This window comes from Paractinoplanes aksuensis, from assembly GCF_024137025.1.
Lineage (GTDB): Bacteria > Actinomycetota > Actinomycetes > Mycobacteriales > Micromonosporaceae > Actinoplanes > Actinoplanes aksuensis.
This window is the reverse complement of sequence record NZ_JAMYJR010000010.1, coordinates 110,839-123,853: the sequence shown is the minus strand read 5'-3', so window position 1 is coordinate 123,853 and position 13,015 is coordinate 110,839. Positions and strand designations below refer to the sequence as shown.

Genomic DNA, 13,015 nt, shown 5'->3' with positions numbered 1-13,015 from the left:
CCTAGGCCCGGTTGACCAGCACCCGGCCCAGGACCAGCGTGACCACGCCGGCCAGCACCACGCTGAGCAGGCCCACCCGCAGGCTGGACTGGTCGGCGATCAGGCCCACCAGTGGCGGCGACAGCAGGAAGCCGCCCCGCAGCAGCCAGCTCACGATGGTCAGGCCCGTGCCCGGTGACAACCCGGGGAGCTCGTCGGCCGTGTGCATGGCCGCCGGCACCAGCGTCGCCACGCCCAGCCCGGCCAGCGCGAACCCGGCCAGCGCGGACGGCACCGACGGGAAGGCCAGCGCCGCGCCCATGCCGACCGCGGCCAGCAGGCCACCGGCGCGGACGACCGTGCGCTGCCCGAAGCGGTCGACCACCCGGTCGCCGGTGAGACGGCCGACGGTCATCGCCACCTGCATCGCCACCACGGCCAGGCCGGCGGTGGCCGCGCCCGCGTTGAGGTCTTCGCTCAGGAAAAGCGCGCCCCACGAGGCGCCAGCATCCTCGACCAGGGCACCCGCGGCCGCGAGCAGACCGAGCGCGGCCAGCATCTTCACCGCGACGCCGGTGAACGGGCGCTTTTCCACAACGACGTCGGTGCGCTCGGCGTCCTCGGCCCCCGGCAGCAGGAAGCGGAAGGCGACCAGGGCCACCGCGCTGAACAGCACGGCCGAGATCGTCAGGTGCAGCCAGAGCGGCGTCGACAGACCGGCCGCGGCCGCGCCCATCAGACCGCCGAGCACGGCCCCGATGCTCCACACGCCGTGCAGCGAGTTGAGGATCGAGCGCCCGTAGAGGCGCTGGACCCGCAGGCCGTGGGCGTTCTGTGCGACGTCGATGATCGAGTCGAGCGCGCCGACGACAAAGAGCGCGCCCGCGAACACCGTCCAGTGGGGCGCGATCGGGATCAGCAGCGTGGCCAGCGTCAGCAGGACGATGCCGAACGACGCCGTGCGGGCCGAGCCGAGCCGCCGGATCACCGCGCCCGCGAGCAGGCCGGCCAGCAGCGCGCCGACCGGCATGGCCGCGATGGCCGTGCCGAACAGCGCGTTGGAGACGCCCAGGTCGGCCTTGATCTGGGGGTAGCGGGGCACGACGTTGAAGAACACCGCGCCGTTGGTGAGGAACAGCGCGGCGACCGCGGCGCGCGCCAGGCGAGCCTGCCGCGTGGGCGCGGCAGCCAGAGTCGTCATGCGTACGAGCGTACAGACGCTATGTACGCTCGTACATATCATCGCTCACATGTGAGCGAAGCCACCGCTCGACATCGGCGTCGGTGAGCTGCTCGAAGTTCTCGTACCACTGCCCGACCGAGCGGAACCCCGGCGGTTCGCTCAGACAGATCACGGTATCCGCCCCCACCGACAATCCCGCCCCCGGCGCACACACGGGCGTCGCCAGGACCAGCCGCACCGGATGATGCCCCCGCAACCACTGCAGCGCGGCCCGAGCCGTCACCCCCGTCGCCAAGCCGTCATCCACAACCACGACTTCCCGGCCTGCCGGATCCGGCGGCGGCTGGGTGCCCCGATATTTTCGTACGCGGCGACCCAGCTCGACACGTTGGCGGTCTACCGCCTCGGCCAGTCCCTCTGTCGTCAAACCAAGCCTCAACAGGCTCGGCTCATCGAATACGGGCGGCCCGTCCTCGGCCATCGCCCCCACCCCGTACTCCTCGTGCCCCGGCGCCCCGATCTTGCGGACCAGCACGATGTCGAGCTCGGCCCCGATCCGGGCCGCCACCCGCACGGCGACCGGCACACCGCCCCGCGGCAGGGCGAGCACCAGCGGCGCCGGCCCCGGATGCTTGGGCACCTGGGCCGCGACCGCCTCGGCCAATTGCCGTCCCGCGTCGTCCCGATCAACAAAGAGGGCCACGTAGGGGACGTACCCCCAAGGACACGTCCCATACGTCCCGACTTGTCAGCGTCGGGCGGCCAGCACCAGGTTGAAGCCGGTATCGGCGGCCACGACCGGGTCCGCGAGGCCCGCCTCGGCCAGCAGGGCGAGTCGCCGCGCCGGACCGCCCTGCGTGCCCAGCCCGTACGCCCCCGGCTGCGACAGCGACCCCGGCGTGCACAGCGCCGTCGACGCGTTGTAGTTCGCCCGCACCAGCGGGTTCCCGATCACGGTGGTGAAGTCGTCGGCCGACCAGGGCTCGACCGCCACCAGCAGCCCGCCCTCGGCCAGCGCGTCGTACGCGGCCCGCAACGACGCCCGCGGGTCCCCGAGGTCGTGCAGCGAGTCGAAGTACACGACCACGTCGTACTCCCCGGTCAGCGCCCCGGAGTCGCCGACCTCGAACGACACGTTGCCCGGGCTGCCGGCCGCGACGGCGTTGGCCCGCGCGGCCGTGATCGAGGGCGCGTGGTTGTCGAAACCGGTCACCGTCGACGCGGGCCAGGTCTGCCCGACGAGCAGCGTGGCCACCCCGTGCCCGCACCCGATGTCGGCCACGCGGGCGCCGGCCGTGAGCTTGTCGACCAGTCCGGGCACGGCCGGGAACCAGCTCTGGGCGAGGTGGTTCACGTAGGCCGTACGGAAGAACCGCTCGATCCCCTCGTGCAGGCAACCCGGCATCTCGCCGTAGGCCACGCCGCCGTCGCCGCGGAAGGCCCGCTCGAGCTTGTCCAGCGTCAGGAAGTACCCGGCGATGATGTCGGCGCCCCCGATCACGTACGCCGGGGAATCGACGACGGACAGCGCGAGCGCGTGCTCGAGCGGGAGCTCGAACGTCTCCCCGTCGCCGATCAGGTGGCCGGAAACGGTCTGGGCGGTCAGCCATTCGGTCACCAGGCGCGGCTGCAGCCCGGTGGTGGCGGCGAGTTTGGCCGCCGTGGTCGGTCCGGCGCCGGTGAGCGCGCGGTAGAGCCCGAGCCGGTCGCCGAGCACGGTCAGGGCGGTCGTGCCGGCCCCGGCGAAGTCGGTCAGCAGTTGCCCGGCGAACGCTTCGACGCGGGCCTCATCGATCTGGGTGTCAGTCATGCCCCGAACGATGCGCGCCGCCGCTTGCCACGTCCTTGCTCGCGCCTTGCTGCTCCAGCCAGAACAGCGCGTACTCCGCGATGTCCTCCGGCGGCGGCCCGGTGACCGGCGCTCGCAGCCGGGCCAGGCGCTCGACGTCCGGGCCCATCACCGCCGGCGCGTACGGGTCGTCGTCGGCCGCTGCCACCAGCACGGCCGCCGGTTCGTCGCACCCCAGCGATCCCAGTAGCTCGGCGGTCAGCCGCAGCATGGTCCAGAGCTGGGCCGTCATGCCCGCCGCGCGCACCTGCCCGATCGTCCGGCGGCAGGCCTCGACCGCCTCGGCGGGCCGGCCGAGCCGGATCAGCACCGCCGCGCGGGCCACCCGCGCGATGTTCGCCGTGTAGCCCAGTCCCGCCTGCTCAGTCCGCCGCAGCGACTCGTCGTAGCAGCTCAGCGCGGCCTCCGGGTCCGTGCCGGCCAGCAGCTCGCCCCGGGTGAACGGCACGAACCCGTCGAGCCGGTCCGAGACCAGTTCCTTCCCGTACGCCTCCAAGCGGCGCAATCCCGCCGCCGCGTCCCCGCCGTAGGCGTCCATGAGGGCCGCGCAACACATCCCGGTCGTCCGCGTCCAGGCCGGCGCCCACGCGTTCTCGCGCAGCCGCTGCGCGTCGGCCCGCACCAGGTCGGCCCGCCCGACGAACATCGAGTTCGAGATGCGCAGCAGCAGCGCCGCCCCGGTCAGCGCGTGCCGCTCCGGCAGCCGGCCGATCGCGGCGCTGAGCAGCCGATCCGCCTCGCTCAGCCGCCCTTCGAGCCATTCGCTGGTGCCCGCCGCGAGCGCCCGCAACGCATCGCTCTCGGTCTCGACCCGACCGGGCCGGAACCGGGCGAGTTGCGCGGTGAGCCCCGGGTCGGGCGCGTCGGACCCGGCGACCGCGGTCCACGCGGCCAGTCGCGCGCCCTCGTCCCGGTGCTCCCACCAGGCCAGCGCCGCCTGCAGGTTGCCGCGCTCGCGGCGCAGGGCCGGGGTCGTGTCCGGGTTGCGGACGCGCTGGCGCCGTCGCAGGTCGGTGATGAAGTCGAGCATCCAGCGGGCGTGCGCGTCCCGGTCCTCGTTCCCGTGGGTCAGCGCGACGTGCCGCACGGTCTCCAACAGGCGGTAGCGCGGCGGATCTTGATTGACGTCGCACACCACCAGGGAGGCGTCGACGAGCTCGGCCAGCACGGCGGCTTCCTGGGACAAATAGGGCAGAATGCTGATGTCGAAGCCGCCCCGGCACACCGCGAGCCGGTCGAGCAGCGCCTGCGCAGACGGGTCGAGCAGCCGGTACGACCACTCGACGGTCGCGCTCACCGCGGTCGCCCGGTCCCCGCCCCGGGCCGGGTCGAGCACCTGCAAACCCGCCCCCAGCGTGTCCCGCAGGTGGGCCAGCCCGAACACCGCCTCGCGCCGGGCCGCCAGCTCGACCGCCAGCGGCAGCCCGTCGACCAGCCCGCACACCTCGGCCGCCAGCTCCCGGCTGCGCTCGTCCTGCGGAAAATCGGCCCGCAACAGCGCCGCCCGGTCGCAGAACAGCGCCACCCGATCGGCCTCGGGCAGCGGCCCCAGCCGCAGCACCCGCTCCCCCGCCACCCCGAGCCGCTGCCGCGAGGTGGCCAGCACCCGCACCCGCGGACACCGCACCAGGATCTCGTTGACCAGCTCGCGCACGGCGTCCAGCAGATGCTCGCAGTTGTCCAGCACGAGCAGGGCCGGCGCCGCGCCCAACCGGTCCGCGATGGCCACCGTCCCGCCGCGCGGCGCCGCCCGCAGCCCCAGCGCCCCGGCCACCGCCACCGCGACATCGCCCGGGACCGACCGCTCGGCCAGCTCGACGACCAGCTCGTCGCCGGTCAGGGCCTCGGTCATCAGCCGCGTCTTGCCCACGCCGCCCGGCCCGACCAGCGTCGTCACCCGCCCGTCGGCGAGAGCCGCGCGCAGGGCAGCCAGTTCGTCGCGCCGCCCGAAGAACCGATCGGCCCGCCGCCGCGGCGCTCGAGGCCGGCCCGGCCGTAGTACCGGGTCCTCGGCCAGAATGCGTCGCTGCAGGTCGTCCAGCGCCGGCGACGGGTCGACGCCGTGCCCGTCGACCACCCTTTCCCGGTACGCCCGCCCGGCCGCCAGCGCCTCGGCCGTGCGCCCGGTCTGGTGCAGCGCCCGCATGTGCAACAGGCAGGCCCGCTCCCGCATCGGTTCCGCGGTCGCGTACGCCTCGATCTCGGGCAACGCCCCCGCCGCGTCGCCCGAGGCGAGCCGCTGCTCGAACCACTCCTCGCGCAGATGCCGCCGCCACTCGGCCAGGCGGGCCACGTCGGGCGCGAAGGCCAGCCGGTCGGCCACATCGGCCAGCGCGTCCCCGCGCCACAGACCGAGCGCCTCGTCCAACTGACCGGCCGCGACCAGGCGTTCCGCCTCGCCGAGATCTGATTCGGGCCGCTCGAGCCGGTATCCGCCGGGCTCGCGGACGACGTCGATGTGCCGCCGCAGCCGCGACACGTAACTGTGCAGGTTGCCGACCGCGTTACCCGGCGGGTCGTCACCCCACAGCGCCTCGACCAGCTCACCGACCGGGACCACGCGTCCCTCGGCCAGGGCCAACCGGGCCAGCACCACCCGTTGCGGCGCCCCGCCGAGCGCGACCGGCTGCCCGTCGACCCGCAGCTCGACCGGCCCCAGCAGCCCGATGACGTGCACGCCCCATTCTCGGCGCCGCGCATCGATCGGGGCCAGCCCTTATCCGGCCGCACCCCAGTCGCCCATCAGCCCGATCACGGCCGTCACCAGGATGCCGGCCGCGGCCAGCCCGGTCAGGGCCATCACCACCGGCCGCCGGTGATGGGTCACGGCCTGGTCCGAACCGGGTTCCTCGCGTACCTCGTGCAGCATGCGGACCAGCTTGGCCACCGTCCGGAAGCGGCAGCGCGCGTTCATCCAGTAGCCGTTCGAGGTGTATTCCATGATCGGCGAGTCGACGCGGATGTCCAGGAAGTCACGGTTGCGCAGCCGCAGGCGGACGTCGAGCTCGTCGCTCTCGAACTCGCCGATCAGGTGGCGCGGCACGCTCGTACGCCGGAAGGCCGTGTCGACGTGCAGGTGCTCGGGCGTGACCGTGAAACCCGCGAACGGCCCTACCAGCAGCCCGAACAGCACGAAGGCGAGACCGGCGGCCACGAAGAGGTACTCCAGCCCGCCCGCGTCCCCACCCCCGAACGCCGCCAGCAGGGTCACGCCGCCGAGCGCGACGGTCGCCCACGGCACGCCGCTGCTGCGCCGCATCGACCGCCGCCGGGCGTTCCCGTGGTGAGCCACGGCGACGGGCTGGGCCAGCGGCAAGCGCCCGTACTTGAGCTCCAGAGCGGTCCCGATCCGCCCGCTCACCGCGACGAAGACTGCCACGCCCCCGAAGATCCCGACCGGGGCCGCCCACGACACCAGGACCGCCGCCAGCACCAGCAGCACACCCACCACGCCCACGACCAGCGACAGCCGCCGGCCCCACATCAGCGCGTCGTTGTCGTGGAAGTCGATCTCCAACCCCATGGAACCTCCGCCCGCATCACACTCCATGATCGAAGTGCCGCGCAACGACCGCCCGGCTCGCCGAATCAGTCCGCCTGACGGGTAGCTTTCGGGGCAGGCCGGTGACGCGGGCCATCGTGAGGCCGGCCGGTGACGCCGGATCATCGCGCATGACCGGTGACGCCGAACGGGAGAGGACGGGTGCGGCCATGGTGGACCCTCGGCGGCGGGTGCCGCGGACCGACACGATCCTGGCCGATCCCCGCCTGACCGCGGCGACCGCCACGGAGGGCCGGGCCGCTGTGAAGGCCGCCGTCGTGGCCACGCTTCAGCGCGTACGGGATGGGGAGCTCGAGCCGGAAGCCGTGATCGACGCCGTCCTGGCCACCCTGCCCGGCGGTCTGCGCCCGGTGCTGAACGCGACCGGAGTCGTGCTGCACACCAACCTGGGACGGGCCGCGCTCTCCCCCGCCGCCCGCGAGGCCGTGGTGGCCGCCTCCGGCCCGACCGACGTCGAACTCGACCTGACCACCGGCCGCCGAGCCAAGCGCGGCCGCACCGCGCTGGCCGCCCTGCAGCGAGCCGTTCCCACCGCGGGCGACGTCCACGTCGTCAACAACGGCGCCGCCGCCCTCGTGCTGGCCGCGACGGCCCTGGCCGCGGGCGGCGAGATCATCGTCAGCCGCGGCGAGATGGTGGAGATCGGCGACGGCTTCCGCCTGCCCGACCTCCTCGAGTCCACGGGCGCCCGCCTGCGCGAGGTCGGCACCACCAACCGCACGACGGTGGCCGACTACGAACGAGCCATCACGCCGCAGACCGGTTTCATCCTCAAGGTCCACCCCTCCAACTTCGTCGTACGCGGTTTCACCAGCGCCGCGACAGTGTCCGCGCTCGCGACCCTCCCCGTGCCGGTGGTCGCCGACACAGGCTCCGGCCTGCTCGCCCCCGACCCGTTGCTGCCCGACGAGCCCGACGCGGCCACGACCCTCGCCGACGGCGCCGCCCTGGTCATCGCCAGCGGCGACAAGCTGCTGGGCGGCCCTCAGGCGGGCCTGCTGCTGGGCGCGGCCGACCTGATCGAACGCCTGCGGCGCCACCCGCTGGCCCGCGCCCTACGCGTCGACAAACTGACGCTGGCCGCCCTCCAGGCCACCCTGACCGGCCCGGCCACGCCCACCTGGGAGGCGCTGCGGCTCTCCCCGGAGGCGCTGCTCGCCCGCACCCAGCACGCCCAGACCCTGCTGGCCAAGGCCGGCGTCGACGCCGAGGTGATCGCCTCCGACGCGGTGGTCGGCGGCGGCGGCGCCCCGGAGCTGACGCTGCCGTCGTGGTCGCTGTCCCTGCCGCCCGCCTACGCGACCCGGCTGCGCACCGCCTCCACACCGGTGGTCGGCCGGGTGGAACGCGATCGCCTGCTGCTCGACCTGCGCTGCGTACCCCCGTCCTCCGACCACCTGCTGGTCGACATGGTCATCGCGGTCGCCGCCCGGCCCACACCAGACCCAGCCGACCCGCACGCCGCCACCCCGCCCGGCCGGGGGTCGGCGGACTCGGCCGGGTCGCCCCCCGCCGCACGGCACCCCGCCCCGCGCGGTCGTCGCCCGGCTGAGCCGGCCGGGGAGGGCTGACCGTGCACGTGCTGGCCACCGCTGGACACGTCGATCACGGCAAGTCGACGCTGGTCCGGGCGCTCACCGGGATGGAACCGGACCGCTGGGCCGAGGAACGCCGCCGCGGCATGACCATCGACCTCGGCTTCGCCTGGACCGAGCTGCCCTCGGGCGAGACGGTCGCGTTCGTCGACGTCCCCGGTCACGAGCGCTTCGTCCCCAACATGCTGGCCGGCATCGGCCCCGTCCCGGCCGCGCTGATCGTGGTGGCCGCCGACGAGGGCTGGAAACCCCAGTCGGCCGAGCACCTGGCCGCGCTGGCCGCTCTCGACGTACGCCATGGTCTGCTCGTCGTGACCCGCAGCGACCTCGCCGACCCCGCTCCCGCGACAGCCCAGGCCTTGGCCGAGATCGCCCGGACTCCGCTCGGCCCCGTCCCCGCCGTCTCCGTGAGCGGCGTGACCGGCGCCGGCCTCGACGACCTGCGCGCCGCCCTCGACTCGCTGGTGGCCGCCCTGCCCGCGGCGTCGCTGACCGAACCCGTACGCCTCTGGATCGACCGCGCCTTCACCGTCAAGGGCGCCGGCACAGTGGTCACCGGAACCCTCGGCGCCGGCACGCTGCACGTCGGCGACGAGTTGGCCCTGGGCGACACGCTGGTCCGAGTACGCGGCCTGCAAACGCTGGGCCACCCCGCCGACACCGTCCCGGCCGTGGCCCGAGTCGCCGTGAACCTGCGCGGCACCCCGCGCGACGACGTGAGCCGCGGCGACGCCCTGCTGACCCCCGGCCGCTTCCGCCCGACCGACCTGATCGACGTCCGCGTCCATGGCGACCCCGCCGCCGACCTGCCGGCCACCATGACACTGCACGTCGGCGCGGCCGCTGTCCCCGTCCGCGTGCGCCCCCTGGGCCCCGACACCGCCCGCCTGCGCCTGGCCCACCCCCTGCCGTTGCGCATCGGCGACCGCGCCCTGCTCCGTGACCCCGGCCGGCACCACGTGGCCGGCGGCGTGACAGTCCTCGACGTCCTCCCACCCGGCCTGCAACGCCGAGGCGCGGCCGCCGCGCGGGCCCAGGTGCTGGCCACGATGGACGGCCACCCCGACCTTACGAGCGAACTGTCCCGCCGCCACCTCATCCGCGCCTCCGCGCTGTCCGAGATGGGTGTCCCCCTGCCGCCGCCGACCCCCGTCGATTCCCTTCCCGCGGCGCAGGCACCCCCCGTCGATTCCCCTCCCGCGGCGCAGGCAGCCTCCACCAATTCCCTTCCCGCGGCGGAGGCAGCCCTCATCACTCCCGTGGCCGGCGATTGGTATGTGGACCCGCCCTACTGGTCGTCCCTGCGAGAACGTCTGCCCATCGAGGTCACGACCTATCTGAAAGAGCACCCGCTCGAACCCGGCATGCCTCTCGACGCCCTGCGCCACCGCCTCGGCCTGCCCGACCGCGCTCTGGTCTCAGCGCTGATCCACCCCCCTCTGACCATGCGGAACGGCCGGGTGGCGGCAGTGGTCGCAGGCGCCCCGGACGAATTGGTAACCCAGATCAAGAAGGCCTTCGACGGCCTGGGCCCGTTCACCGCCCCCGAGGCCAACACCCTGACCGCCCTGGGCCTGGGCCCCCGCCAACTGGCCGCCGCCGCCCGCACCGGCCTGGTGATCCAACTGGCCCCCCAGGTGATCCTGCACGCCGACGCCGTCGACGAGGCCGCCCGAACCCTGGCCACCCTCCCCCAGCCCTTCACCCTGAGCGAGGCCCGCCAGTCCCTGACCACCAGCCGCCGCGTAGCCGTCCCCCTGCTGGAGCTCCTCGACCGCCGCGCAGTCACCGAGCGCCTCCCCGACGACCGCCGCCGACTGCGCTGAGCGGCACCGAGCCCACCCCCGTGACGGCTCGGCCCGCGGTAGCTCGACCTCGGACGGTCAGCTCGCGACCGCGGTGACCTCGACCTCGAGCACCGCCCCCGGTAGAAAGAGCCGGCTCACCTCCACCGTCGTGCTGGCCGGCGGCTTCTTCCCCGGCACCGGGAACAGACGCCGCCGCACCGCGCCGTAGCCCGGCAAATCACCCAGATCAGTCATGAACGTCCGGATGAACGTCACGTCGGCCAGCGAGGCACCATGAGCTGCCAGCAACCCGCTCACGATCTCGAAGATCCGCTCGGCCTGGGCCGCCGCGTCGCCCGGCGCCACCACTTCACCGGTGTCGTCCACCGCCACCTGCCCCGCCAACTGCAGCAGCGCACCCCCGCCGGGCAGGTCGATGCGGGCCACATGCGCGAACCGGTCCCCGAACGGCGCGGCCACCGAAGCCGGGTTGTCGAGCGTCACCTTCACCATACCGACGACGCTAGGCCCGCCCTTCCCATGCCACCAGCGAATGTCGCGCATGCCTGCCATGCTCACTAGTCATGGACACCGCCCTGCTGGAGGTCTTCCGCACCGTCGCCCGTCTCGGCTCGATCACCGCCGCCGCCCAGCGCCTGCAGTTCACCCAGTCCGCGGTCTCCCGTCAGATCGCCGCCCTCGAATCCGACCTGGGCACCCCCGTCTTCGACCGCCTGCCCCGCGGCGTGGCCCTGACCGAAGAGGGCCGCGCCCTGCTCCCCCACGCGGAGGCCATCCTCACGCGCTTGTCGACCGCCCGCCGCGCCGTCGACGACCTGCACTCACTCGCCACCGGCCGCTTGCGGGTGGGCGCCTTCCCCACCGCCGTGGCCGCCCTGGTCCCGCGGGCTCTGGCCAGCTTCCGCACGGCGTACCCCGAAGTGACCTTGAACTTGGTCGAAGGCCTGACTCCCCGACTGCTGAACCGCCTGACCACCGGCGACGCCGACGTTGCGGTGGTCAGCGAGTCCCCCGCGGGCCCGATCGACCCCGCCCGCTTCACCCTGCACCACCTGCTCGACGAACGCCTGCTGGTCGCCGTCCCCCGAACTCACCCGTTGGCCCGCCGCCGCACCGTCCGCCTGGCCGACCTGAAGGACGACTCATTCATAGCCGGCTCGGCCGACGCCGAGGAAACCCTGCTGCGAGCCAGCCTGCCCACCGGCTTCCGCCCCCGCATCGACATCGTCGCCGCCGAGTGGACGGCCAAGCTCGGCTGCGTCGCCGCCGGCCTCGGCGTCGCCCTCATCCCGGCCCTGGCCATGCGCACCAAACCGGCCGACGTCTCCCTGCTCCGCCTGCACCACGACGACGAACCCACTCGACGCATCTTCGCGGCCACCCTCGCGGGCCGCACCCCGTCGGCCGCCCTGACCGCTTTCCTGCCGCTGTTGTCGGCCGCAGTCGATCCGCAGTGGACCCGATAACCGGTCGGCGAACTCGCCGGCCCATTCACCAACGCCGCCCGCGGCAACGTCGACGCGCTGCTCGAAGACAGAATGACTGCGGCGATAAAAGCAGAGAAAAGTGACCGAAAGCGACCCATCCGATCATCATCACCTTTAGCCCTAACGGCTGATCGACGCGATCCGAATCGGACAGCAGGGTGGTCGCGTGACGAATGACCCGAGACCTTGGCAGCGGCCCACCGAGCCCTATCCTCAGCCGCCGATCAAGAAGAACAACACCGTCGCCGTCATCGCCCTGAGCGCGATTGCCCTTTCGGTTCTGGTCTGCGGCGGCGTCTTCGTCGGTCAGATCTTCACCGGCAACCCCGACCCGAAACCCACGACAGCGGCGCCCCGCAACCTGGCCGCACTGCCCACCACCGAGCAGGCGCCGGTGGAAACCGTGCCGACAACGGCCGCGCCCACAACGGCCGAAGTGCCGGCCACGCCGAGCCGCAAACCGAGTTCGAGGCCGGCCCCGACCCGGACCACCGTCAAGCCGACCGTGCAGCCGACGACGAAGAAGCCCAAGCCACGGCCCACCACCACCAAGCCGAAGCCACGACCGACAAAGACGCAGGCCCCACCGAAAAAGACCGTGACGCCCGGCGCATTCTGCTCACCCGAGGGCGCTCGCGGCGTATCGAAGACCGGCAAGGCATACCGGTGCATCCGCAAAGCCGGCGAAGACCGGGCCCGCTGGCGCCGCGCCTGAATGAGGGTGCCCGGCCGGCCGGGTGAGTAATGACCTTCAGTGACTCATGGCTTCCGAACCGCCGGGCTACCCATCACCCTCAACCGTGCCGTTCCGGCTGGTCACGGGCAAGGCGACCGAAAGAACTACAGCCCTGTATTTCTGGTGCGGCCGGTCCGGTTGATGCACGCGCCGCATCGAGCGTCCGAATTCGGCGCCGGCGAAGCCCGGCGCTCAAGCCTCGACGACGGCGAACAGCCGCTGCTTGCTCTGCTCGATCTGCATCGTCAGCAGGCTCAGTTGGGCATCGCCGAACGCCTCGCCGAGCAGAACATCCTCGGCCCCGACCAGTTCGGGATACGCCTCGTTCTCGGCCAGTTCGTCGAGCAGCCTGTTCCGCTCGGCACACAGACCCCGCAGCCGGTCGAGCTCCATCAACCCTTCGGCCCGGCTGGTGTCCGGCGTCGACGAGTCCGCGACCAGCGCCTGGTACCGGACGTCGAGCAGTCGCTCGGCTTCCTGCTCGGACACCGGCGGTGTGCAGTAGACGACCTCGGCGGTCTCCTCGTCGCCACCCACCAGCAGAAGGCCGCGGTACCGGTCGGGGAAGTTGTATTCGATATCCGAGAAGACCCGCAGATCGGCCAGTTCCATCATGACGTACTCCCTGATCGACAAGGCCCGCCCTGAGCCCGCGACCACATTCGCACAGGCCCTCGCGCTGATCTTGTACTCGTTTCCGCTGGAAGCCGCGGAATCGGTCGAACGGGAATGGCGTCGGCGAAAAGGGACTGGGAATTGATCCCCTCCGCGCCGTCCGGGCTCGAAGTGTTCTCCTGCCCGCTATTCCGTCACGAA

The 13,015-nt window shown here is 73.0% G+C and carries 11 protein-coding genes; 3 read left to right on the top strand and 8 right to left on the bottom strand.

Annotated features, from left to right (window positions below):
• Window position 1 precedes the first annotated feature (1 nt).
• The 5 genes from M1L60_RS11020 to M1L60_RS11000 all read right to left on the bottom strand — a co-directional run bounded on the left by M1L60_RS11020 (window position 2) and on the right by M1L60_RS11000 (window position 6,534).
• A complete protein-coding gene (locus tag M1L60_RS11020) occupies window positions 2-1,180 on the bottom strand; it encodes an MFS transporter (RefSeq protein ID WP_253237257.1) in 1,179 nt (392 codons plus the stop codon).
• A gap of 19 nt (window positions 1,181-1,199) precedes the next feature.
• The gene (locus M1L60_RS11015) at window positions 1,200-1,826 is read right to left on the bottom strand and encodes a phosphoribosyltransferase (protein WP_253237256.1); all 627 of its coding nucleotides are present in this window, start codon (window positions 1,824-1,826) and stop codon (window positions 1,200-1,202) included.
• 84 nt (window positions 1,827-1,910) lie between these two features.
• Complete coding sequence (locus tag M1L60_RS11010; RefSeq protein WP_253237255.1) at window positions 1,911-2,972, bottom strand: class I SAM-dependent methyltransferase; 1,062 nt, start codon at window positions 2,970-2,972, stop codon at window positions 1,911-1,913.
• A complete protein-coding gene (locus M1L60_RS11005) occupies window positions 2,965-5,688 on the bottom strand; it encodes an AfsR/SARP family transcriptional regulator (RefSeq protein ID WP_253237254.1) in 2,724 nt (907 codons plus the stop codon). Before M1L60_RS11005 ends, M1L60_RS11010 begins: the two co-directional genes overlap by 8 nt.
• Before the next feature lie 39 nt (window positions 5,689-5,727).
• A complete protein-coding gene (locus M1L60_RS11000) occupies window positions 5,728-6,534 on the bottom strand; it encodes a hypothetical protein (protein ID WP_253237253.1) in 807 nt (268 codons plus the stop codon).
• 188 nt (window positions 6,535-6,722) lie between these two features.
• On the opposite strand from M1L60_RS11000, the gene selA reads away from it, so the two are divergent.
• Window positions 6,723-8,144 (top strand): L-seryl-tRNA(Sec) selenium transferase, encoded by a 1,422-nt coding sequence (gene selA, locus M1L60_RS10995; protein WP_253237252.1) that lies wholly within the window; start codon window positions 6,723-6,725, stop codon window positions 8,142-8,144.
• Between the two features lie 2 nt (window positions 8,145-8,146).
• Window positions 8,147-9,994 carry a selenocysteine-specific translation elongation factor gene (gene selB, locus M1L60_RS10990; protein WP_253237251.1) on the top strand — a complete coding sequence of 616 codons (1,848 nt, stop codon included), beginning with the start codon at window positions 8,147-8,149 and terminating at the stop codon, window positions 9,992-9,994.
• Between the two features lie 57 nt (window positions 9,995-10,051).
• On the opposite strand, the gene M1L60_RS10985 is transcribed toward selB, so the two are convergent.
• Complete coding sequence (locus tag M1L60_RS10985) at window positions 10,052-10,468, bottom strand: RidA family protein (protein WP_253237250.1); 417 nt, start codon at window positions 10,466-10,468, stop codon at window positions 10,052-10,054.
• A 71-nt stretch (window positions 10,469-10,539) separates the two neighbouring features.
• Here M1L60_RS10985 and M1L60_RS10980 point away from each other — a divergent pair, with 71 nt between their 5' ends.
• Window positions 10,540-11,442 carry a LysR family transcriptional regulator gene (locus M1L60_RS10980; RefSeq protein ID WP_253237249.1) on the top strand — a complete coding sequence of 301 codons (903 nt, stop codon included), beginning with the start codon at window positions 10,540-10,542 and terminating at the stop codon, window positions 11,440-11,442.
• A gap of 327 nt (window positions 11,443-11,769) precedes the next feature.
• Here the strand turns inward: M1L60_RS10980 and M1L60_RS10975 are convergent, their stop codons facing one another.
• Both M1L60_RS10975 and M1L60_RS10970 read right to left on the bottom strand, forming a co-directional pair.
• A complete protein-coding gene (locus tag M1L60_RS10975) occupies window positions 11,770-12,120 on the bottom strand; it encodes a hypothetical protein (protein WP_253237248.1) in 351 nt (116 codons plus the stop codon).
• A gap of 271 nt (window positions 12,121-12,391) precedes the next feature.
• A complete protein-coding gene (locus tag M1L60_RS10970) occupies window positions 12,392-12,814 on the bottom strand; it encodes a hypothetical protein (protein WP_253237247.1) in 423 nt (140 codons plus the stop codon).
• Window positions 12,815-13,015: the final 201 nt, after the last annotated feature.